Raw genomic sequence first — 23,121 nt, forward strand, 5'->3', positions numbered from 1 at the left:
CCGCAGTTCCCCCCCCACCCATGGAAGGGACACCATGGCAACACGCACACTGAGCAGGATCAGCAAGGTCCTGCTGGCCCCGGCCCTCGCGCTGGGGGCCACCATCGGCCTCGCCTCCGCCCCCGCCTCCGCCGCCGTCTGGAACTCCTGCGACCAGTGGGGCAACACGAGCCTGAACGGCTACACGCTCTACAACAACATCTGGGGCTCCGGCGCCGGCAGCCAGTGCATCTGGGCCAACTCCGGTACCAACTGGGGCGCGTGGGCCGACCACCCCAACACCGGCGGCATCAAGTCCTACCCCAACTCCAAGAAGGTGATCAACAAGACGATCACCTCCCTCTCCTCACTCACCAGCAACTACAACGTCAGCGTCCCGTCGTCCGGCGCGTACAACACGTCGTACGACATCTGGGACACCGACTACGACTACGAGATCATGCTCTGGATGAACTACAACGGCGCCGTCGGCCCGATCGGCACCTCCCAGGGCAGGGTCACCCTCGGCGGCCACACGTGGAACGTCTACAAGGGCAGCAACGGCCACAACGAGGTCTTCTCGTTCCTGCGGACGTCCGACTCCAACTCGGGCAGCGTCAACATGCTGCCCATCCTGAAGTGGATCAAGGACACCAAGAAGTGGATGGGCAACGAGACCATCGGTGACGTGCAGTTCGGCTACGAGATCACCTCGTCGTCCGGCGGTCTGAACTTCACCACCAACAACCTGACGGTCAGCAGCAGCTGATCCAGGTCGCCGGGGCCGGGGCCGGCCGTGCCGTTCAGGCACGGTCGACCTCGGCCCGCAGCGCGTTGTACTCCGCGAACGCCGACTCGACGTCCGTCCGGGACAGGCCGTAGCGGGACAGGTCGTAGGTGTGCTTGCGGGTGCCCCGGGGACGGGCGACAGCGGCCGGGAGACGGGCCGCGTCGGCCTCGGTCCAGGGGGCGCCGACGGCCGCGTAGAGCTTCGGCGCGCCGGTGGCGGGGTCGGAGCCGAGCCAGGAGTACGGGGCGTCGACCAGCTGCTCCGCGGGGAGGGTGGCCCGGGCCGCGAGGCCGCGGTTCATGGCGCGGCTCAGCAGGTCCAGCCAGGTGGCGCCGATGCCCGGCAGGTCGACGGGGCGGGTGCTGACGGCCATGCCGTGCTCGATCAGGGAGCAGAAGGACGCCATGACGGTGACCGGGTCGCGGTGGCACCACACGATCGTGGCGTCCGGGAAGACCGTGCGCAGCGCCTCCAGGTTCTCCAGGTGCATGGGGGACTTCAGCATCCAGCGCCGCCGCGGACGGCCGAACTGGAGCACCTGGTAGACCTGCTTGAGGTACCGGTAGTCGGCGGTGAAGTCCCGCGCGCAGTGCCACTGCCGGTACTGCGGGATGCGGGCCTGGGAGAACGGCATCAGGGCGTGCGGCAGGGCGAACGTGCACTCCTCGGGCCCCTCGGCGGCCATCGCGTGGATGTCGCGGAAGCGGGGTGCGAAGAGGTCCGTGCCCTGCACCATCCGGCGCCCGGCCGTGACCGCCTTGCGCCGCTGCCGGGACGGCAACTCCAGGTCCGGAGCGAGCAGTTCCCACAGCAGGGGACACCGGTGCCGGTCCGATATCGACAGCACCGAGTGCGTGACGGTGGTCGCGGTGCGGGGCAGTCCCACGACGAACACCGGCTTTTCTATCGGCTCCCGTTCGATCTCCGGGTGCTCGGCGATCAGCCGCCGCACCCGGGCCCGGTTGGCCAGGTGCCGCCGGACGTGCGTCTGTGCGGCCTGCCAGCCGACCGGTGTCAGGTTCCCGGCCTTCGCCCACCAGCCCAGCAGGGCCCGGAAGTCGTCGACGAACTCCCGGTCACCGGGCGCCTCCCCGGTCTCCACCACGATGCGGTCGAAGATCCGGCCGGGGTCACGGCGGGAGCCGAAGGCGGGCCGCAGCAGCGCATTGGCGAGGGTGAGGGCGAGGGGAGACGAGGACACGCAGGAAACCTAGCCCGTCGAGATCGAGTGCGGTGGACACAAGTCGGCCGAACAGCGGAAGGGGTGGCCGGAAGACCTCCATCGATCCGGCCGCCCCTTCCGACACGGCTACTCCGCTACAGGCAGCCGCGCCCCGTCCCGCAGGAACAACGGGATGCGGTCCAGCGGGGCGTCGACCGTCACGGCCCGGCCGCCCTCGTACGTCTCACCCGTCCACGCGTCCGTCCAGCCGGCCCCGGCCGGCAGGTACGCGGTACGGGCGGTGGCTCCGGCCGTCAGCACCGGGGCCACCAGCAGGTCCGGGCCGAACAGGTAGGAGTCGTCGACCGACCAGGTCGCCGGGTCGTCCGGGAACTCCAGGAACAGCGGCCGCATCACCGGCAGGCCCTCCTCGTGGGCCGCCCGCATGACCTCCAGCACATACGGCTTCAGCCGCTCCCGCAGCCGCAGGTACCGCTCCAGGATCGCCCCGGCCTCCTCGCCGTAGGACCACACCTCGTTGGGGCCGCCGGTCATCTCCGGGCCCAGCGGCATGCCCGGGTCGCGGAAGCCGTGCAGGCGCATCAGCGGGGACAGCGCGCCGAACTGGAACCAGCGGACCATCACCTCCCGGTAGGCCGGGTCGTCCGGGTCGCCGCCGTGGAAGCCGCCGATGTCGGTGTTCCACCACGGGATGCCCGACAGGGCCGTGTTGAGGCCGGCCGCGATCTGGCGGCGCAGGGTCGGGAAGTCCGTGCCGATGTCACCGGACCACAGGGCGGCACCGTAGCGCTGACTGCCCGCCCAGGCCGAGCGGTTGAGGCTGACGACCTCCTCCTCGCCGGTGGCGACGAGGCCCTCGTAGAACGTACGGGCGTTCTCGGCCGGGTAGATGTTGCCGACCTCCAGGCCCGGTCCCGCCCAGTAGCGCAGGTTCTCCTGGAACCCCGGCTTCAGCTCCGGCTCGCAGGCGTCCAGCCAGAACGCCGTGATGCCGTACGGGTCGAGGTAGTTCTCCTTCACCCTCGACCACACGAACTCCCGGGCCTCCGGGTTGGTGGCGTCGTAGAAGGCCACCTGGACCGTGGAGGCGACCTCCTTGTCGGGCCAGTCGGCGTGCGCCATCGGCCCGTACTGGGTGCCGATGAACCAGCCGCGCTGCTCCAGGACCGGGTGGTTCTCGCTCAGCGGCGACACCGACGGCCACACGCTCACCACCAGCTTGATGCCGAGCTCCTCCAGCTCGCGCACCATGGCCGCCGGGTCCGGCCACTCCTTCGGGTCGAACTTCCAGTCGCCCAGGTGCGTCCAGTGGAAGAAGTCGCAGACGATCGCCGAGATGGGCAGGCCGCGCCGCTTGTACTCCCGGGCCACCGCCATCAGTTCGTCCTGGGTGCGGTAGCGCAGCTTGCACTGCCAGAAGCCCGCCGCCCACTCCGGCAGCATCGGGCTGCGGCCGGTCACCGCGCTGTAGCGGCGCTGTCCGTCGGCCGGATCGCCCGCCGTGATCCAGTAGTCGATCTGCCGGGCCGAGTCGGCGACCCACCGGGTGCCGTTGTGCGCCAGCTCCACGCGGCCGATCGCCGGGTTGTTCCACAGCAGGGTGTAGCCGCGGCTGGAGGTCAGCACCGGGATGCCGACCTCGGCGTTGCGCTGGATCAGGTCCAGGACCAGGCCCTTCTGGTCGAGGCGCCCGTGCTGGTGCTGGCCGAGGCCGTACAGCTTCTCGTCGTCGTAGGCGGCGAAGCGCTGCTCCAGGCGGTGGTGGCCGTTGCCGACGGCCGTGTAGAGGCGGGAGCCGGGCCACCAGAAGTGGGCGCGGTCCTCGGCGAGGAGCTCGCCGGAGTCCTCCGTCCGCAGGAACCGGATCAGGCCCTCCGCGCTCACCTCGACGGTGAGCGCGCCGACGGCCAGCAGCCCCCGGCCGTCCTCGATCTTCACCGAGGCCGGTGTCGCGGGAGCCTCGTCGAGCAGGGCGCCCGGGAGTCCGTCGAGGACGGGGCCGCCGAGCCGGGCACGCACCCGGACGGCGTCCGGGCCCCACGGCTCGATCCGGAGGGTTTCCTGGCGGCCGCTCCACTCCAGCGCGCCGTCCCGCTCGCGGAAGGTACCGACGGTGGGGGAGGACTGCGCCAGGCTCACCTGGGGCGGGGTTTCGGCATGCTGATTCACGCGTGCTCCTGTGCTCCTGTGCTCCTGGAGGAGTGCAGACATGGGGGTGCCCGAGAGGAGGGCGATGGTGACGACGGCCGGGGAGAAGGGGGGCCTACGGCCGGCTCGGCGCCGGTCCGGTGCTCCCTCGTACCGTCAGCTCGGGTGCGATCAGCACGACCTCGTCGCTGCCGCGCCCGTCGAGCTTGGCGACCAGGTGGTCCACGGCGTGCCGGCCCATCTCCTGGGCGGGGATGGCGACCGACGTGAGCCGCACCGAGGCCTGCGTCGCGACCTGGTCGGGGCAGATCGCGACCACCGACACGTCCTCGGGCACGGCCCGGCCCTGCTGCCGCAGCAGCGCGAGCAGCGGCTCGACCGCCGACTCGTTCTGCACGATGAGCCCCGAGGTGTCCGGGCGTTCGTCGAGGATCCGGGCGAGTGTGGTCGCCATCGCGTCGTACCCGCCCTCGCACGGCCGGTGCAGCAAGCGCACGCCCAGCTCCCGGGAACGCGACCTGAGTCCGTCGAGGGTGCGTTCGGCGAAGCCGGTGTGCCGCTCGTAGACGGCCGGGGCCTCCCCAATGACAGCGATGTCCTGGTGCCCCTGCTTGGCGAGGTGCTCCACGCACAGTGCGCCGGTCGCCCTGAAGTCAAGATCGACGCAGGTCAGGCCGGAGGTGTCGGCGGGCAGCCCGATCAGCACGGACGGCTGGTCCGTCGCCCGCAGCAGCGGCAGCCGCTCGTCGTCGAGTTCGACGTCCATCAGGATCATGCCGTCGGCGAGCCCGCTGCCCGCCACCCGGCGTACCGCGTCGGGGCCCTCCTCGCCGGTGAGCAGCAGCACGTCGTACCCGTGGGCGCGGGCGGAGGTCGCCACCGCGATGGCGATCTCCATCATCACGGGCACGTACATGTCCCTGCGCAGCGGGACCATCAGCGCGATGATGTTCGACTTGCTGCTGGCCAGGGCGCGGGCCCCGGCGTTCGGGTGGTACCCAAGCTCGCGGATGCTCCGCTCGACCCGCTGCCGGGTGTTCGCGGAGATGGACCGCTTGCCGCTGAGGACATAGCTCACCGTGCTCGCCGAGACTCCGGCGTGCTGGGCGACCTCGGCGAGGGTGACCATCCAGCTCTCCAAGCTCTTGTGAAGCGCTTCGACAGTGCGCATTGTTGACAAAGGTGGGTGGGGGTGGTTCGACAGTAGCTCCAGCACGGGTGGGTGTCCATAGCCTGTCGAAGCGCTTCGATGCGGATTTCCCGGAGCGCTCTCAGGACCGGGAACCGCCGCCGGGACGACACCTCGATGCAACACCGTCGTCAGGCGCGCGACAAGGGGCGCGAGCACTCCACCCCCTTCGGCTGAACGGACGCGCGAGGACTGGTGGGAGCGTCCGGATTCGGGTACCAACGATCCAGTAGCACTGGTCGGTAACGAAACGGTCCTCCATCTTCTAGTTGCGGCGAGGTGCCCCTCATGTCCGCTTCCACCACTCCCTCTTCCCGTCCCGCCGTCACCGAGCGGGAGGCCCGCGAGGTGGCGGAGGCCGCCCGGGAACAGCACTGGCGCAAGCCCAGCTTCGCCAAGGAGCTGTTCCTCGGCCGCTTCCGGCTGGACCTCATCCACCCCCACCCCCTGCCGGGCGACGAGGCGGCCCAGCGCGGCGAGGAGTTCCTCGCCAAGCTCCGCGACTTCGTCGAGACGAAGGTCGACGGGGCCCTCATCGAGCGCGAGGCCCGGATCCCCGACGAGGTGATCGACGGGCTGAAGGAGCTCGGCGCCTTCGGCATGAAGATCGACACCAAGTACGGCGGGCTCGGCCTCGGACAGGTGTACTACAACAAGGCACTCGCCCTGGCCGGCTCCGCGAGCCCCGCGATCGGCGTGCTGCTCTCCGCGCACCAGTCGATCGGCGTGCCCCAGCCCCTGAAACTGTTCGGCACCCAGGAGCAGCGGGAGCGCTTCCTGCCCCGCTGCGCCCGCACGGACATCAGCGCCTTCCTGCTTACCGAGCCCGACGTCGGCTCCGACCCGGCCCGCCTCGCCACCACCGCCGTGCCCGACGGCGACGACTACGTCCTCGACGGCGTGAAACTGTGGACCACCAACGGCGTCGTCGCCGACCTGCTGGTCGTCATGGCCCGGGTCCCGAAGAGCGAGGGCCACCGCGGCGGCATCACCGCCTTCGTCGTCGAGACGAACTCGCCGGGTGTCACCGTCGAGAACCGCAACGCCTTCATGGGCCTGCGCGGCATCGAGAACGGCGTCACCCGCTTCCACCAGGTCCGCGTCCCCGCCGCCAACCGCGTCGGCGAGGAGGGTCAGGGCCTGAAGATCGCCCTGACCACCCTCAACACCGGGCGGCTCTCACTGCCGGCCTCTTGCGTCGCGGCCGGCAAGTGGTGCCTGAAGATCGCCCGGGAGTGGTCGGCGGCCCGCGAGCAGTGGGGCAAGCCGGTCGCGCACCACGAGGCGGTCGGCTCCAAGATCTCCTTCATCGCGGCCACCACGTTCGCCCTGGAGGCCGTGACGGACCTGGCCTCGCAGATGGCCGACGAGGACCGCAACGACATCCGCATCGAAGGCGCCCTCGCCAAGCTGTACGCCTCCGAGATGGCCTGGACGATGGCCGACGAACTCGTCCAGATCCGCGGCGGCCGGGGCTTCGAGACGGCCGATTCCCTCCGGGCCCGCGGCGAGCGCGGCGTCCCCGCCGAGCAAGTCCTGCGCGACCTGCGCATCAACCGCATCTTCGAGGGCTCCACCGAGATCATGCACCTGCTGATCGCGCGCGAGGCCGTCGACGCCCACCTCTCGGTCGCCGGCGACCTGATCGACCCCGAGAAGTCCCTCGGCGACAAGGCCAGGGCGGGTGCGAACGCGGGCGTCTTCTACGCCAAGTGGCTGCCGAAGCTGGTCGCCGGACCGGGCCAGCTGCCGGCCTCCTACGGCGAGTTCAAACACGAGGTGGACCTCTCCGGTCACCTGCGCTACGTCGAGCGCACCGCCCGCAAACTGGCCCGCTCCACCTTCTACGCCATGTCCCGCTGGCAGGGCCGGATGGAGTCCAAGCAGGGCTTCCTCGGCCGGATCGTCGACATCGGCGCCGAACTGTTCGCCATGAGCGCCTCCTGCGTCCGGGCCGAACTCCTGCGCGGCCAGGGCGACCACGGCCGTGAGGCCTACCAGCTCGCCGACGTCTTCTGCCGCCAGGCCAGGATCCGTGTCGAGGAGCTCTTCACCCGCCTGTGGACCAACACCGACGACCTCGACCGCAAGGTCGTCAAGGGCGTCCTGTCCGGCACCTACGAGTGGCTGGAGCAGGGCATCGTCGACCCGTCGGGCGAGGGCCCCTGGATCGCGGACGCGACACCGGGGCCGTCGCAGAAGGAGAACGTCCACCGGCCGATCCGCTGACCCCGGCCTTCACAGGGGCGTGCGCAGATATGGCGCGCGCCCCCGTGGAGGGGATGCGCTGTCCTCACACACGGCCCTTACGGCGACAATGGAGCAATGAGCGACAGTCCAGCCCCCTCAGGGCACGGGCCGCAAGCCCCGTCCGCCCTGCGACGCCCCGCACGCACTCTCGCCGCACCGGGCGCCGACCCGAGTACCTCCCGCACACGGGACAGCGCCCGGCACGGCGAGAGCACGCTCCCCCAAGCTCTCGACGTCGCTCGAGCAGGGGGGACGTCCTCCGGGCGGACGACGGGGCTCGCGGCCCGTGCCCTGGCCGACCCCCACCTCGTCCACGACCCCGTGGCGGGGGACGGCCCCAAGGACGTGGTGATCCTCGGCTCCACCGGGTCCATCGGCACCCAGGCCATCGACCTCGTGCTGCGCAACCCCGACCGGTTCCGCGTCACCGGCCTCTCGGCGAACGGCGGCCGGGTCGCCCTCCTCGCCGAGCAGGCGTACCGGCTGCGGGTGCGGACGGTCGCGGTGGCCCGCGAGGACGTCGTACCGGCCCTGCGCGAGGCGCTCACCGCGCAGTACGGCACGAGCGAGCCGCTCCCCGAGCTCCTCGCCGGCCCGGACGCGGCCACCCGGCTGGCGGCATCCGACTGTCACACCGTCCTGAACGGCATCACCGGCTCCATCGGCCTCGCCCCGACCCTGGCCGCCCTGGAGGCGGGCCGCACCCTCGCGCTCGCCAACAAGGAGTCGCTCATCGTGGGCGGCCCGCTGGTCAAGGACCTCGCCGAACCCGGGCAGATCATCCCGGTCGACTCCGAGCACGCCGCGCTCTTCCAAGCCCTTGCCGCGGGCACCCGCGCCGACGTCCGCAAGCTCGTCGTCACCGCCTCCGGCGGCCCCTTCAGAGGCCGCACGAAGGAGGAACTGGCCCACGTCACCGTCGAGGACGCCCTCGCCCACCCCACCTGGGCCATGGGGCCGGTCATCACGATCAACTCCGCGACCCTCGTCAACAAGGGCCTGGAGGTCATCGAGGCGCACCTGCTCTACGACATTCCCTTCGACCGCATTGAGGTCGTCGTGCATCCCCAGTCGTATGTCCACTCGATGGTTGAGTTCACGGATGGATCGACACTGGCCCAGGCGACCCCGCCCGACATGCGCGGGCCCATCGCCATCGGCCTCGGCTGGCCCGAGCGCGTCCCCGACGCGGCGCCCACCTTCGACTGGAGCAAGGCCTCGACCTGGGAGTTCTTCCCACTCGACCACGAGGCCTTCCCCGCGGTGAACCTCGCCCGGCACGTGGGCGAGCTCGCGGGCACCGCCCCGGCGGTGTTCAATGCGGCCAACGAGGAGTGCGTGGAGGCGTTCCGTCAGGGCGCACTGCCCTTCAACGGGATCATGGAGACCGTCACCCGGGTCGTCGAGGAGCACGGCACCCCGCGTACGGGAACCTCACTCACCGTGTCGGACGTCCTCGAAGCGGAGACCTGGGCGCGGACCCGGGCCCGGGAACTGGCGGCACAGACGGCGGAGGCTCGTGCATGACAACCCTGATGTTCATCCTCGGCATAGTCGTCTTCGCGGTCGGCCTGCTGTTCTCGATCGCGTGGCACGAGCTGGGGCACCTGTCCACCGCCAAGCTCTTCGGCATCCGCGTGCCGCAGTACATGGTCGGCTTCGGACCCACGCTCTTCTCGCGCAACAAGGGTGAGACGGAGTACGGCATCAAGGCCATCCCGTTCGGCGGCTACATCCGCATGATCGGCATGTTCCCGCCCGGCCCGGACGGCCGCATGGAAGCCCGCTCCACCTCCCCGTGGCGCGGCATGATCGAGGACGCCCGCACCGCCGCCTACGAGGAGCTCAAGCCGGGCGACGAGAACCGCTTGTTCTACACGCGCGCCCCCTGGAAGCGCGTGATCGTGATGTTCGCGGGCCCCTTCATGAACCTGGTCCTGGCGGTGGCGCTGTTCCTCACCGTCCTGATGGGCTTCGGCATCAGCCAGCAGACCACCACGGTCAGCTCGGTCTCCCAGTGCGTCATCGCGCAGAACGAGAACCGCGACAAGTGCGAGAAGGGCGACCCGGCCGCCCCCGCCGCCGCGGCGGGCCTCAAGGCCGGCGACACGATCGTCTCCTTCAACGGGGTGAAGACCGACGACTGGAACAAGCTGTCCGACCTGATCCGCGCCACCCCCGGCAAGGAGGTGCCGATCGTCGTCGACCGCAAGGGCCAGGACGTCACCCTGCACGCGAAGATCGCCACCAACCAGGTCGCCAAGAAGGACGCGAGCGGCCAGATCGTCGAGGGCCAGTACGTCCAGGCGGGCTTCCTCGGCTTCAGCGCCGCCACGGGCGTGGTCAGGCAGGACTTCGGTGACTCCGTGACCTGGATGGGCGACCGGATCAGTGAGGCCGTCGACTCCCTCGCCGCCCTGCCCGGCAAGATCCCGGCCCTGTGGAACGCGGCCTTCGACGGCGCCGAACGTGAGGCAGACTCCCCGATGGGCGTGGTCGGCGCGGCCCGCGTCGGCGGCGAGATCTTCACGCTCGACATCCCGCCCACCCAGCAACTGGCCATGGCGCTGATGCTGGTCGCCGGCTTCAACCTCTCCCTGTTCCTGTTCAACATGCTCCCGCTGCTGCCGCTCGACGGCGGCCACATCGCGGGAGCCCTGTGGGAGTCGCTGCGCCGCAACACGGCCAAGGTGCTGCGCCGCCCGGACCCGGGCCCCTTCGACGTGGCGAAGCTCATGCCGGTCGCCTACGTCGTCGCCGGGATCTTCATCTGCTTCACGATCCTGGTCCTGATCGCCGACGTGGTGAACCCGGTGAGAATCTCCTAGCCATACGGCGTTCACGGCGGCCCGGCACGCAATTCGCCGGGCCGCCTCCCATCGGGTGGCACGGTGGGTGGGATGTGTCCGCGCCGAGGCATGTGCCGTAATCTCGAAGCTCGGAGCCCGCTGCTCACGGGACCGGACCTTGATCCACGACTTGGGGTTGCACAGCAGATGACTGCGATTTCTCTCGGCATGCCGTCCGTTCCGACCAAGCTCGCCGAGCGCCGGAAGAGCCGCCAGATCCAGGTCGGGTCCGTGGCCGTCGGCGGGGACGCCCCGGTCTCGGTGCAGTCGATGACCACGACGCGCACCTCGGACATCGGCGCGACCCTCCAGCAGATCGCCGAACTCACCGCCTCCGGCTGCCAGATCGTCCGGGTCGCCTGCCCGACCCAGGACGACGCCGACGCCCTCGCGACGATCGCCCGCAAGTCGCAGATCCCCGTCATCGCCGACATCCACTTCCAACCGAAGTACGTGTTCGCCGCCATCGAGGCCGGCTGCGCGGCGGTCCGGGTCAACCCGGGCAACATCAAGCAGTTCGACGACAAGGTCAAGGAGATCGCCAAGGCGGCCCGGGACCACGGCACCCCGATCCGCATCGGCGTCAACGCCGGCTCCCTCGACCGGCGCCTGCTGCAGAAGTACGGCAAGGCCACTCCCGAGGCCCTGGTCGAGTCGGCCCTGTGGGAGGCGTCCCTCTTCGAGGAGCACGACTTCCGCGACATCAAGATCTCCGTCAAGCACAACGACCCGGTCGTCATGATCGAGGCGTACAAGCAGCTCGCCGCCCAGTGCGACTACCCGCTGCACCTCGGCGTCACGGAGGCCGGCCCCGCCTTCCAGGGCACCATCAAGTCGGCGGTCGCCTTCGGCGCGCTCCTCTCCCAGGGCATCGGCGACACGATCCGGGTGTCGTTGAGCGCGCCGCCCGCCGAGGAGGTCAAGGTCGGCATCCAGATCCTGGAGTCCCTGAACCTCAAGGAGCGCGGCCTGGAGATCGTCTCCTGCCCGTCCTGCGGCCGCGCCCAGGTCGACGTCTACAAGCTGGCCGAAGAGGTCACCGCCGGCCTCACCGGCATGGAGGTCCCGCTCCGCGTCGCCGTCATGGGCTGCGTGGTGAACGGTCCCGGCGAGGCCCGCGAGGCCGACCTCGGCGTCGCCTCCGGCAACGGCAAGGGCCAGATCTTCGTCAAGGGCGAGGTCATCAAGACCGTCCCCGAGTCCAAGATCGTGGAGACCCTCATCGAAGAGGCCATGAAGCTGGCCGAGCAGATGGAGAAGGACGGCGTGACCTCGGGCGAGCCGTCGGTGGCGGTCGCGGGCTGAGCCTTCGGACCGGCGATGGCCCCGCGCCCCTTCCTGGGGCGCGGGGAACGGCGCGACAAGCCACGACGGACCCGCACCCGCCGGCGAACCGTCGCTCCCGAGCTCCCGGGCGACCCGCCCAAGCCGCGCGGCTATAGTGCGGGGATCAGCCGACCCCAGTGTGTGAGGCCCCCGCACGTGTTGACCCAGACGACCTCACGGGTCCTCGAACCGAGCGACCTGGACGCCGCGCTCGCCGTCCTCGACCGCGAGCCGGTCGTGAACGCCTTCGTGACGTCCCGCGTGCAGATCGCCGGACTCGACCCGTGGCGGCTCGGCGGTGAGATGTGGGGCTGGTACGAGGACGGCATCCTCACGTCCCTCTGCTACGCCGGAGCCAACCTCGTCCCGATCTGCGCCGGCCCGCGCGCCGTCCGGGCCTTCGCCGACCGCGCCCGCCGGGCCGGGCGCCGCTGCTCCTCCATCGTCGGCCCCTCCGGCGCGACCTCCGACCTGTGGCGGCTGCTGGAACCCCACTGGGGCCCGGCCCGCGAGGTCCGCCGCCACCAGCCGCTCATGGTCACCGACCGCCTTCCGGCCGACGTCACCCCGGACCCCTACGTCCGCCGCGTCCGCAAGGACGAGATGGAAACGCTCATGCCGGCGTGCGTCGCGATGTTCACCGAGGAGGTCGGCGTCTCCCCGCTGGCCGGCGACGGAGGCCTGCTCTACCAGGCCCGCGTCGCCGAACTCGTCGGCTCCGGACGCGCCTTCGCCCGCTTCGACTCGGACGGCAAGGTCGTCTTCAAGGCCGAGATCGGCGCCGCGACCGACCGCGCCTGCCAGATCCAGGGCGTGTGGGTGGCCCCCGAACACCGGGGCACCGGCATGGCGGCCCCCGGCATGGCGGCCGTACTGCGCTACGCCCTGGCCGACGTCGCCCCCGTGGTCAGCCTCTACGTCAACGACTTCAACACGGCGGCGCGCAGCACGTACCGCCGGGTGGGCTTCGAAGAAGTGGGCGCCTTCACGAGCGTCCTCTTCTAGGACCCGGGCGTGAACCGGCCTTCAGGGGCGTGGGTGGCGATGCGCGACTCCGCCGGCGGCGTGCGAGCGGACCACATCGACCGGCACCCGGACGGCGACGGAAACCCCCCTGTAGGCTCCCCGCCATGGACCTGGTGATCGGCCCCCTCGACCTCTCCGCCCACGTAGACGAGGCCCTGGCCGTCCAAGCCGTGGCCTTCGGGCTCGGCCCCGACGAAGTCGCCGTCCGCCGCCAGATCGTCCTCCGTCACATGACCTACCCCGGTGCCCGCGCCCTCGGCGCCACGGCCGGCGACGACCTGGTCGGGTTCGTCTACGGCATGCCCAACGACCGCACCCACTGGTGGTCCACCGTCGTGGAGCCCTACCTGCGCGACCGGCACAACGACCACTGGCTCGACGACTCCTTCGTGATCACCGAACTGCACGTCCACCCCGCCTACCAGAACCGCGGCCTCGGACGTTCCCTGATCACCACGATCACCGACAGCGCCGCCGAACCCCGCTCGATCCTCTCCGCGATCGACACCGACAGCCCCGCCCGCGCCCTCTACCGCTCTCTCGGCTACCAGGACCTGGCCCGTCAGGTCCTCTTCCCCAGCGCGCCGAAGCCCTACGCCGTGATGGGCGCCCCGCTGCCCCTGCGCCACGGATAACCGATTTCCACCGCCCCGCACCCCCCGGCTAACCTCCTGCCATCACCTTCCCCCGCTCCCGGCTCCGCCCGGAAGCGGAGGACCCCCAGCAGCAGGAGCAGAGGAACCATGGCGAACGTACCGGTCCAGCGCATGTCCCAGTTGTTGGCGAAGACGTTGCGCGACGACCCGGCCGACGCCGAGGTCCTGAGCCACAAGCTCCTCGTCCGCGCCGGGTATGTGCGCCGCACCGCCGCCGGCATCTGGAGCTGGCTGCCCCTCGGCAAGAAGGTGCTGGCCAACGTCGAGCGGATCGTCCGTGAGGAGATGGACGCCGTCGGCGCCCAGGAGGTCCTGCTCCCCGCCATCCTGCCGCGCGAGCCCTACGAGGCCACCGGCCGCTGGGAGGAGTACGGCCCCGAGTTGTTCCGTCTCCAGGACCGCAAGGGCGGCGACTACCTCCTCGGCCCCACCCACGAGGAGATCTTCACCCTCCTGGTGAAGGACCAGGCGTCCTCCTACAAGGACCTGCCGGTCATCCTCTACCAGATCCAGAACAAGTACCGCGACGAGGCCCGCCCCCGCGCCGGCATCCTGCGCGGCCGCGAGTTCCTGATGAAGGACTCCTACTCCTTCGACACCGAGGACGAGGGCCTCGCCGCGTCGTACGCCCTGCACCGCGAGGCCTACCAGAAGATCTTCGCGCGCCTCGGCCTCGACTACCGCATCTGCGCCGCCACCGCCGGCGCGATGGGCGGCTCCAAGTCCGAGGAGTTCCTCGCCCCCGCCGAGGCCGGCGAGGACACCTTCGCCGACTGCCCGAACTGCGACTTCGCCGCCAACACCGAGGCGATCACCTACCCGTTGAAGCCCGTCGACGGCTCGGGCGTCCCGGCCGCCGAGGACATCCCGACCCCCGACACCCCGACCATCGAGACCCTCGCCGCCTCCCTCGGCGTCCCCGCCTCGGCCACGCTGAAGAACCTCCTCGTGAAGGTCGACGGCGAGATCGTCGCCGTCGGCGTCCCCGGGGACCGCGAGGTCGACATGGGCAAGGTCGAGGCGCACTTCGCCCCGGCCACCGTCGAACTGGTCACCGAGACGGACTTCGCCGCCCGCCCCGACCTGGTCCGCGGCTACGTCGGGCCGCGCGGCCTGGACAAGGTCACCTACATCGCCGACCCGCGGGTGGCGCCGGGCACGGCCTGGATCACCGGCGCGAACAAGGCCGGCACGCACACGAAGAACGTGGTCGTGGGCCGTGACTTCGAGGTCGGCGAGTACGTCGACGTGGTGGTCGTGCAGGAGGGCGACCCCTGCCCCGAGTGCGGCACGGGCCTCGTCCTCGACCGCGCCATCGAGATCGGCCACATCTTCCAGCTGGGCCGCAAGTACGCCGACGCCCTCAAGCTCGACGTCCTCGGCCAGAACGGCAAGCCGGTCCGCGTCACCATGGGCTCCTACGGCATCGGCGTCTCCCGCGCGGTGGCCGCCCTGGCCGAGCAGAGCGCCGACGACAAGGGCCTGTGCTGGCCCAAGGAGGTCGCCCCGGCCGACGTCCACGTGGTCGCCGCCGGCAAGGCCCTGCAGACCGAGCTGGCCCTCGACATCTCCGGGAAGCTGGCCGCGGCCGGGGTCCGCGTCCTGGTCGACGACCGCCCCGGCGTCTCCCCGGGCGTCAAGTTCACGGACTCCGAGCTGATCGGCGTACCGCACATCCTGGTGGCGGGCCGGCGCGCCGCCGACGGCGTGGTGGAGCTGAAGGACCGCCGCACCGGCGAGCGCGAGGAACTCACGGTCGAGGAGGCCGTCGCCCGGCTCACGGCGTAGCACGCACGGCGCCGGGCGGGCCGACCCGTTCCGTCCGGCGCTTCCGGGTACCGGCGGAACCGGCGGTCCGGGGGGTGCCCCTGCTCCTCGGTGCTACCGGCGGTCCGGGGGTGCCCCGGACCCTCGGTGCTACCGGCGCCCTACAGCCAGCCGGCGAACTCCAGCAGCAGCTCCGCGTCCCGGGGCCGCCCCACCCGGCCCGCCCGCACCCCGGACTCCACGGCCCGGAACAGCGTCCAGCCCCGCAGCCTGCCCTGGTCCACGTCCAGGGACTCGGCCAGCCGCTTCACCCGACGCCGGGTCGTGGCCGCGCCGGACGGCTGGGCGATCAGGTCCTCCACCCGGTCCCGGACCAGCCGGGCCAGATCGAACGCGCACTCACCGACCACCGGGTCGGGCCCGACGGCCAGCCACGGCATCCGCTCCCCGGCGAGTACCTTGCTCTGCCGGAACGTGCCGTGCAGCAGCCGGTGTTCGGGCGGCGCCGCCAGCAACTCCTCGCGTGCCGCGAGCGCCAGGTCGACCAGCGGGGCCACCGCGGGATCGGCCCGCGCCCGGGCCCGCATCGCCTCGGCCTGCCGCCCGGTCCGTTCGGCCACGGTCTCGAAGGGGAAGTCGGCGGGCGGCTCCACCCACAGCCGCCGCAGCGTCCCCGCCGCCTCCAGCAACGCCTTCGCCTCCGGCAGCGACCGCACCGACACGTCCGGGTGCAGCCGCTCCAGCAGCAGGACACCCTCGGTCGAGAAGGGTTCCAGCAGGTGTACGGCGCCCCGCCCGGCCCAGTGCGCGAGGGCGGCCCGCTCGGCCTCCGGACGGGCCCGGCCCGGCGCCAGCTTCAGCACGGCGGGCGTCCCGTCGGCCGCCCGCACCAGCACCACCAGGCTGCTGCGCCCGCCGGGCACCTGCACCCGCTCCACGGTCAACTCACGCAGCGCGACGGCCTGCTGCGCCGCCACGGGCAGCTTCTCCAGCCAGTCGTCACCGTCCGGCGCCGTCTCACCGAGTGCCCTGACCAGGCGCTCAGGCGGTTCGAAAACCATGCGCGAGTCGTTCCCTTCGTGCTGTCCGCGGTGCGTGCCCCGCGTGGGTCACGCCGTGGGCGCCGCCGAGGGCGGGGCCGTGCCGGCCCGCTCGGCGAGCCCAGGGAAGGCTACGCTCCCGCCGCGCCAGCGCACCGCCCGCACCGCCGCCTCCCGCAGCGCCTCGGCGGCCAGGGCGCGCCGCCCGCCGCCCGCCGCGCGCACCAGGTCGGCGTACACCCCGGCCACCCGGTCCTCCAGCTCGGCGGCGAACCGCACGGCCGCCGCCGCGTCCGGCACCGCGAACGGCAGCGCGTACCCGGCGGACGCGGCCACCGGCCGACCCCCCAGGTCCTTCACCTCGCGCACCAGCGCATCCCGGCGCGCCCGGTGCGCGTCGAACGCCGTGTGCGCCTCGGCGCGCTGCCCGTCGCCGATCTTCCCGCCGACGACGCCGTACCCGTACACCGCCGCGTGCTCGGCCGCCAGTGCCGCCTGAAGGGCCCTGAGCTCCTGGTCCTTCGCCTCGCTCACGCGTCCCCCTCCGTCAGCAGATACACGTGCGCCGCCCCGGCCGCCGCCACCGACGCCAGCAGCCGCGCCAGCTCTCCCGGCACCCCGCCCAGCGCCTTGGCCCGCCGGTCCGCGAGCTCCCGTTCCGCGGCGGCGAGCCCGGCGAGGGCGTCCTTGTCGTTCCCCGGCACAGCCGCGGACGGCGCGGACGGCACCGAAGCGGACGCCGATGGAGAGCCCGCAGGAGACACCGACGCGGATGCCGAAGGAGAGGCCGAGGACGTCCGGCCACCGCCGAACGCCCGCGCGTGCCGCACCACCTCCTCGCGCAGCGGTCGCAGCCGCTTCGCGAGCCCGGGCCGGGCGGCGATCACCGCGTCGTACCGCTCCACCAGCTCCTCGCTGTCCCGGGCCGCACGCGCGCGTGCCCGGTCGGCGGCCGACGGCCCGTCGCCGGCCGGCCCGCCGCCGGTGCAGCTCGACAGGGCGAGAGCCGCCGGGGCGAGGGCGAGCAGACTCCTTCTGCGCGGCCCCGAGCGGGCACGCGGCGATGGGGGGAACGGCACGTCAGACGTCCTCGGGGGCTCGTTTCGAGAAACATTCGAGAAAGAAGGGACGGCAAGGGCTGCCCGCCCGTGATCACGGTACCCGGGCCCCCGCCCGGCATCACTCAGCGGCACCGTTCGTGACCGGGTGGACGGCAACACTCCCCGCGACCGGATACCCTTTGACCAGACACGCGCCCCATCCCACAACAGCACACGCGGCCGAGGAGTCACCCGGATGAGCACCACCCAGAGCGAGAGGCTGCGAGGACTGCTGGAGCCGCTCGTCACCTCTCAGGGCCTGGATCTCGAAGAGATCGAGGTGGACTCCGTCGGACGCAAGCGTGTGCTGCGGGTCGTCGTCGACTCGGACACGGGCGCCGACCTGGACCAGATCGCCGATGTGAGCCGCGCGCTCTCGGCGAAGCTCGACGAGACGAACGCGATGGGCGAGGGCGAGTACACCCTCGAGGTCGGCACCCCGGGCGCGGAGCGCCCGCTCACGGAACACCGGCACTACGTCCGCGCCACGGACCGGCTGGTGAGGTTCCAGCTGGCCGAGGGCGGCGAACTGGTCGCCAGGATCCTGAAGGTCGACGACGAGGGTGTCGACACCGAGGTGCCCGGGGTGAAGGGCCGCAAGGCCACCGCGCGCAGACTCGTCTTCGACGACATCGTCCGGGCACGTGTGCAGGTCGAGTTCAGCCGCAAGGACAAGAAGGAAGAGGAGGCGTAGCCGTGGACATCGACATGAGTGCCCTGCGGGGCTTGGTTCGGGAGAAGGAGATCTCCTTCCCCCTGCTGGTCGAGGCGATCGAGTCGGCCCTCCTCATCGCCTACCACCGCACCGAGGGAAGCCGCCGCCACGCGCGCGTGGAGCTCGACCGGGAGACCGGCCATGTGACCGTGTGGGCGAAGGAGGACCCCGCCGACCTCGAGGAGGGCCAGGAGGCCCGCGAGTTCGACGACACCCCGTCCGGCTTCGGCCGTATCGCCGCCACCACGGCCAAGCAGGTCATCCTGCAGCGCCTGCGCGACGCCGAGGACGACGCGACGCTCGGCGAGTACGCCGGCCGTGAGGGCGACATCGTCACCGGCGTGGTCCAGCAGGGCCGCGACCCGAAGAACGTGCTCGTCGACATCGGCAAGCTCGAGGCCATCCTGCCGGTGCAGGAGCAGGTGCCGGGGGAGACCTACCAGCACGGCATGCGGCTGCGCAGTTACGTGGTCCGGGTCGCCAAGGGCGTCCGCGGCCCGTCCGTGACGCTGTCGCGCACCCACCCCAACCTGGTGAAGAAGCTCTTCGCCCTGGAGGTGCCGGAGATCGCCGACGGTTCGGTGGAGATCTCCGCGATCGCCCGTGAGGCCGGTCACCGCACGAAGATCGCCGTACGGTCCACCCGCTCCGGCCTGAACGCCAAGGGCGCCTGCATCGGCCCCATGGGCGGCCGTGTGCGCAACGTCATGGCCGAGCTGAACGGCGAGAAGATCGACATCGTGGACTGGTCGGACGACCCGGCCGACATGGTGGCGAACGCGCTGTCCCCGGCCCGGGTCTCCAAGGTGGAGATCGTGGACATGGCGACCCGGTCGGCCCGGGTGACCGTGCCCGACTACCAGCTGTCCCTGGCCATCGGCAAGGAAGGGCAGAACGCCCGCCTCGCGGCCCGGCTGACCGGCTGGCGGATCGACATCCGCCCGGACACGGAACCGGCCGGCAACCACTCCGAGGAATAGATCCAAGCCGCGCGCCGTTCAGATCACGACAGGTTCATGCGCGCCAACTGTTCGAATGCTGCCCCAAAGGGGTGAGGCGCGCATGGGGAGGTAGACTTGACGGTGTCTGGCCGGACGCGGGACCGAGCATGCCCTGAACGCACGTGTGTGGGGTGCCGGGAGCGAGCGGCCAAGACGGAACTGCTGCGGATCGTAGCGATCAGGGACGCATGCGTCCCTGATCCACGCGGTACGCTGCCCGGCCGGGGTGCGTACGTTCACCCCGCACCGGTCTGTCTCGACCAGGCGGTACGCCGCCGGGCGTTCCCGAGGGCACTGCGCGTCCCGGGACCGCTCGACACAAAGGCGTTGCGCCGATACGTCGAGCAGACGACAGTTGCCGAGCAGGCAACACGGTAAGACGTGCCGTACGGAACCCCGTGCGGCTAGGTACCTCGCGAGTCGAAAGCAGGTCGAGATTGCGATGAGCACTCGATGAGTACGCGATGAGTACGCCCATGAACTAGCGACGGTCCGGACGCAACCCGGACCTCAAAGGAGCGAAGTGGCTAAGGTCCGGGTCTACGAACTCGCCAAGGAGTTCGGTGTCGAGAGCAAGGTCGTCATGGCCAAGCTCCAGGAACTCGGTGAATTCGTCCGTTCGGCGTCTTCGACGATCGAAGCGCCTGTTGTACGCAAACTGACGGACGCCCTCCAGCAGGGCAGCGGAGGCGGCAAGCCCGCCCCTGCCCGCAAGACCGCCCCGGCGAAGCCGGGCGCCCCCTCACCCGCGCAGGCCGCCCGTCCGGCCGCCCCGCGCCCGCCGGCCCCCAAGCCGGCCGCCGAGAAGCCCGCGGCCCCGGCCGCGCCGGCTGCTTCCGGCCCCCGTCCCACCCCGGGCCCGAAGCCCGCGCCGCGGCCCGCCCCGGCGTCCCCGGCTCCGACCACGCCCGAGTTCACGGCACCCCCGTCGGCTCCCGCCGCGCCGTCCTCGCCGTCTTCGTCCCAGGGCTCCCAGGGCTCCCAGGGCTCCCAGGGCTCCCAGGGTTCCGGTGCGCGTCCGGGCGCCCCGCGTCCGGCCGGCCAGGCGCCGCGTCCGGGTGCTCCGCGCCCGGGTGGTTCCGGACAGGGCGGCCAGGGTCGCGGTGACCGTGGCGACCGTCCCGGCGCTCCGCGCCAGGGTGGCGGCGCCCCGCGTCCCGGTGCCCGTCCGGCGGGTCCCCGTCCGGGCAACAACCCGTTCACCTCTGGTGGTTCCACCGGCATGGCGCGCCCGCAGGCGCCCCGTCCGGGTGGTGCCCCGCGTCCCGGCGGCCCCGGTGCGCCCGGGGGCGCCCCGCGTCCGCAGGGCCAGGGCCAGGGCGGTCCCCGTCCGCAGGGTGCCGGCGGCGGTCCTCGTCCGCAGGCTCCGGGCGGCGCGCGTCCGACCCCGGGCGGCATGCCCCGCCCGCAGGGCGGCGGCCCCCGTCCCGGCGGCGGTCCCGGCGGTCCGCGTCCCAACCCCGGCATGATGCCGCAGCGTCCGGCTGCCGGCCCGCGTCCCGGTGGCGGTGGCCCCGGCGGCCGCGGTCCCGGTGGCGGCGGTCGTCCCGGTGGTGGCGGCGGCGGTCGCCCGGGTGGCGGCGGCTTCGCCGGTCGTCCCGGTGGCGGCGGTGGCGGCGGTTTCGCCGGTCGTCCCGGTGGTCCCGGTGGCGGTGGCGGCGGTTTCGCCGGCCGTCCCGGTGGTCCCGGCGGCGGTGGCCGTCCCGGCTTCGGTGGTCGTCCCGGTGGTCCCGGTGGCCGTGGTGGCACGCAGGGTGCCTTCGGCCGTCCCGGTGGTCCGGCGCGTCGCGGCCGCAAGTCGAAGCGGCAGAGGCGCCAGGAGTACGAGGCCATGCAGGCCCCGTCGGTCGGCGGTGTGATGCTGCCTCGCGGCAACGGCGAGACCGTTCGCCTGTCGCGCGGTGCCTCGCTCACCGACTTCGCGGAGAAGATCAACGCCAACCCGGCGTCGCTCGTCGCGGTCATGATGAACCTCGGCGAGATGGTCACGGCCACGCAGTCCGTCTCCGACGAGACGCTGCAGCTCCTCGCCGACGAGATGAACTACACGGTTCAGATCGTCAGCCCGGAGGAGGAGGACCGCGAGCTCCTCGAGTCCTTCGACATCGAGTTCGGTGAGGACGAGGGCGACGAGGAGGACCTGATGGTCCGCCCGCCGGTCGTCACCGTCATGGGTCACGTCGACCACGGTAAGACCCGGCTCCTCGACGCCATCCGCAAGACGAACGTCATCGCGGGCGAGGCCGGCGGCATCACCCAGCACATCGGTGCCTACCAGGTCGCGACCGAGGTCAACGACGAAGAGCGCAAGATCACCTTCATCGACACCCCGGGTCACGAGGCGTTCACCGCCATGCGTGCCCGTGGTGCGCGGTCGACCGACATCGCGATCCTGGTCGTCGCGGCCAACGACGGCGTCATGCCGCAGACGGTCGAGGCGCTCAACCACGCCAAGGCGGCCGAGGTCCCGATCGTCGTCGCGGTCAACAAGATCGACGTCGAGGGCGCCGACCCGACCAAGGTGCGCGGTCAGCTGACCGAGTACGGCCTGGTGGCAGAGGAGTACGGCGGCGACACGATGTTCGTCGACATCTCCGCCAAGCAGGGTCTGCACATCGACTCCCTGCTGGAGGCCGTGGTCCTCACGGCCGACGCCTCGCTCGACCTGCGGGCCAACCCGAACCAGGACGCGCAGGGCATCGCGATCGAGTCCCGTCTCGACCGCGGCCGTGGTGCCGTGTCGACGGTCCTCGTCCAGCGCGGCACGCTGCGGGTCGGCGACACCATGGTGGTCGGCGACGCGTACGGCCGAGTCCGGGCGATGCACGACGACAACGGCAACAGCGTGGCCGAGGCAGGTCCCTCGACGCCGGTGCAGGTCCTGGGCCTCACCAACGTCCCGGGCGCGGGCGACAACTTCCTCGTCGTCGACGAGGACCGTACGGCCCGCCAGATCGCGGAGAAGCGCGCCGCCCGTGAGCGGAACGCCGCGTTCGCCAAGCGCACGCGCCGTGTGTCGCTGGAGGACCTGGACAAGGTGCTCAAGGCCGGCGAGGTCCAGCAGCTGAACCTGATCATCAAGGGTGACGCTTCCGGATCCGTCGAGGCCCTCGAGTCCTCGCTGCTCCAGCTGGACGTCGGCGAAGAGGTCGACATCCGCGTGCTGCACCGTGGTGTCGGTGCGGTCACGGAGTCCGACATCGACCTGGCCATGGGCTCCGACGCCATCGTCATCGGCTTCAACGTGCGCGCCGCGGGGCGTGCGCAGCAGATGGCCGAGCGCGAGGGTGTCGACGTCCGGTACTACTCGGTCATCTACCAGGCGATCGAGGAGATCGAGGCGGCCCTCAAGGGCATGCTCAAGCCGGAGTACGAAGAGGTCGAGCTCGGCACGGCGGAGATCCGCGAGGTCTTCAAGTCGTCCAAGCTGGGCAACATCGCGGGTGTTCTCATCCGCTCCGGCGAGGTCAAGCGCAACACCAAGGCGCGCCTCATCCGCGACGGCAAGGTGGTCGCGGAGAACCTCAACATCGAGGGTCTGCGTCGCTTCAAGGACGACGTCACCGAGATTCGCGAAGGGTTCGAGGGCGGTATCAACCTCGGCAACTTCAACGACATCAAGGTCGACGACGTGATCGCGACGTACGAGATGCGCGAGAAGCCGCGCGTCTGACCTGAGCCACGATCGGGGCCGATCGGCGGGACTTATTCCGTCGATCGGCCCCGGCCGTTGCGTGTACGGTTCCCGTATCGGCGTCGAAGCGTGGCGCCCGTACCCCGAACCGGCGGGACATCCGGATACACACATGTATGTGGGGACTCTGTCCTTCGATCTGCTCCTCGGCGACGTCCACTCGCTCAAGGAGAAACGCTCTGTCGTCCGTCCGATCGTGGCCGAACTCCAGCGCAAGTACGGGGTGAGCGCGGCGGAGACGGGTAACCAGGACCTCCACCGCAGGGCCGAGATCGGGCTCGCCGTGGTCTCGGGGGAGACGGGACACCTCACCGACGTACTGGACCGCTGTGAGCGGCTGGTCGCCGGGCGGCCCGAAGTCGAACTGCTCTCGGTTCGACGCAGGCTCCACAGCGACGAAGACTGAAG

The 23,121-nt window shown here is 71.4% G+C and carries 19 protein-coding genes; 13 read left to right on the plus strand and 6 right to left on the minus strand.

Going from position 1 to position 23,121, the window contains the following annotated elements; translation table 11 throughout:
• The first annotated feature begins 34 nt into the window (after positions 1-34).
• A complete protein-coding gene (locus tag QNO09_RS13185) occupies positions 35-748 on the plus strand; it encodes a glycoside hydrolase family 12 protein (protein WP_283970320.1) in 714 nt (237 codons plus the stop codon).
• Positions 749-782: 34 nt separating this feature from the next.
• On the opposite strand, the gene QNO09_RS13190 is transcribed toward QNO09_RS13185, so the two are convergent.
• From QNO09_RS13190 to QNO09_RS13200, 3 genes are all read right to left on the minus strand, one after another.
• Entirely contained in the window at positions 783-1,970 is a 1,188-nt protein-coding gene (locus tag QNO09_RS13190) for a sulfotransferase family protein (protein ID WP_283970321.1), read from the minus strand.
• 108 nt (positions 1,971-2,078) lie between these two features.
• A complete protein-coding gene (locus tag QNO09_RS13195) occupies positions 2,079-4,121 on the minus strand; it encodes a glycoside hydrolase family 31 protein (RefSeq protein ID WP_283970322.1) in 2,043 nt (680 codons plus the stop codon).
• 94 nt (positions 4,122-4,215) lie between these two features.
• The gene (locus tag QNO09_RS13200) at positions 4,216-5,229 is read right to left on the minus strand and encodes a LacI family DNA-binding transcriptional regulator (RefSeq protein ID WP_283970365.1); all 1,014 of its coding nucleotides are present in this window, start codon (positions 5,227-5,229) and stop codon (positions 4,216-4,218) included.
• A 348-nt stretch (positions 5,230-5,577) separates the two neighbouring features.
• Between QNO09_RS13200 and QNO09_RS13205 the strand changes: the two genes are divergently transcribed.
• From QNO09_RS13205 to QNO09_RS13235, 7 genes are all read left to right on the plus strand, one after another.
• Complete coding sequence (locus tag QNO09_RS13205) at positions 5,578-7,518, plus strand: acyl-CoA dehydrogenase family protein (protein ID WP_283970323.1); 1,941 nt, start codon at positions 5,578-5,580, stop codon at positions 7,516-7,518.
• Between the two features lie 342 nt (positions 7,519-7,860).
• Positions 7,861-9,066 (plus strand): 1-deoxy-D-xylulose-5-phosphate reductoisomerase, encoded by a 1,206-nt coding sequence (dxr, locus tag QNO09_RS13210; RefSeq protein WP_283970366.1) that lies wholly within the window; start codon positions 7,861-7,863, stop codon positions 9,064-9,066.
• Entirely contained in the window at positions 9,063-10,367 is a 1,305-nt protein-coding gene (locus QNO09_RS13215) for a M50 family metallopeptidase (protein ID WP_502962287.1), read from the plus strand. The genes dxr and QNO09_RS13215 overlap by 4 nt, the downstream gene beginning before the upstream one ends.
• Before the next feature lie 168 nt (positions 10,368-10,535).
• Positions 10,536-11,693 (plus strand): flavodoxin-dependent (E)-4-hydroxy-3-methylbut-2-enyl-diphosphate synthase, encoded by a 1,158-nt coding sequence (gene ispG / locus QNO09_RS13220; protein WP_030853172.1) that lies wholly within the window; start codon positions 10,536-10,538, stop codon positions 11,691-11,693.
• Between the two features lie 177 nt (positions 11,694-11,870).
• Positions 11,871-12,719 (plus strand): GNAT family N-acetyltransferase, encoded by an 849-nt coding sequence (locus QNO09_RS13225; protein ID WP_283970324.1) that lies wholly within the window; start codon positions 11,871-11,873, stop codon positions 12,717-12,719.
• Between the two features lie 125 nt (positions 12,720-12,844).
• Entirely contained in the window at positions 12,845-13,375 is a 531-nt protein-coding gene (locus QNO09_RS13230; protein WP_283970325.1) for a GNAT family N-acetyltransferase, read from the plus strand.
• Between the two features lie 108 nt (positions 13,376-13,483).
• The gene (locus tag QNO09_RS13235) at positions 13,484-15,184 is read left to right on the plus strand and encodes a proline--tRNA ligase (RefSeq protein ID WP_283970326.1); all 1,701 of its coding nucleotides are present in this window, start codon (positions 13,484-13,486) and stop codon (positions 15,182-15,184) included.
• A gap of 140 nt (positions 15,185-15,324) precedes the next feature.
• Here QNO09_RS13235 and QNO09_RS13240 read toward each other — a convergent pair whose 3' ends face one another.
• Genes QNO09_RS13240 through QNO09_RS13250 form a run of 3 tightly spaced genes read right to left on the minus strand, consistent with a single transcriptional unit; the run spans position 15,325 to position 17,282 of the window.
• Complete coding sequence (locus QNO09_RS13240; RefSeq protein WP_283970327.1) at positions 15,325-16,224, minus strand: aminoglycoside phosphotransferase family protein; 900 nt, start codon at positions 16,222-16,224, stop codon at positions 15,325-15,327.
• 48 nt (positions 16,225-16,272) lie between these two features.
• Entirely contained in the window at positions 16,273-16,737 is a 465-nt protein-coding gene (locus tag QNO09_RS13245) for a ferritin-like domain-containing protein (RefSeq protein WP_283970328.1), read from the minus strand.
• Entirely contained in the window at positions 16,734-17,282 is a 549-nt protein-coding gene (locus tag QNO09_RS13250) for a hypothetical protein (RefSeq protein WP_283970329.1), read from the minus strand. Before QNO09_RS13250 ends, QNO09_RS13245 begins: the two co-directional genes overlap by 4 nt.
• A 217-nt stretch (positions 17,283-17,499) precedes the next feature.
• On the opposite strand from QNO09_RS13250, the gene rimP reads away from it, so the two are divergent.
• The 5 genes from rimP (at position 17,500) to QNO09_RS13275 (ending at position 23,119) form a co-directional block, all read left to right on the plus strand.
• Positions 17,500-17,997: a ribosome maturation factor RimP gene (gene rimP / locus QNO09_RS13255; protein WP_283970330.1), complete on the plus strand. Its 498-nt coding sequence runs from the start codon at positions 17,500-17,502 to the stop codon at positions 17,995-17,997.
• Between the two features lie 2 nt (positions 17,998-17,999).
• Complete coding sequence (gene nusA / locus QNO09_RS13260; protein ID WP_283970331.1) at positions 18,000-18,998, plus strand: transcription termination factor NusA; 999 nt, start codon at positions 18,000-18,002, stop codon at positions 18,996-18,998.
• A gap of 102 nt (positions 18,999-19,100) precedes the next feature.
• On the plus strand, positions 19,101-19,397 hold the full coding sequence (locus tag QNO09_RS13265; RefSeq protein ID WP_283970368.1) for a YlxR family protein: 297 nt from the start codon (positions 19,101-19,103) through the stop codon (positions 19,395-19,397).
• 145 nt (positions 19,398-19,542) lie between these two features.
• Positions 19,543-22,692, plus strand: coding sequence for a translation initiation factor IF-2 (gene infB, locus QNO09_RS13270; protein WP_283970332.1), 3,150 nt, complete (start codon positions 19,543-19,545; stop codon positions 22,690-22,692).
• Positions 22,693-22,825: 133 nt separating this feature from the next.
• Positions 22,826-23,119 carry a DUF503 domain-containing protein gene (locus QNO09_RS13275; protein ID WP_283970333.1) on the plus strand — a complete coding sequence of 98 codons (294 nt, stop codon included), beginning with the start codon at positions 22,826-22,828 and terminating at the stop codon, positions 23,117-23,119.
• Positions 23,120-23,121: the final 2 nt, after the last annotated feature.

The organism is Streptomyces sp. 378, from assembly GCF_030124145.1.
Classification (GTDB): Bacteria; Actinomycetota; Actinomycetes; order Streptomycetales; family Streptomycetaceae; genus Streptomyces.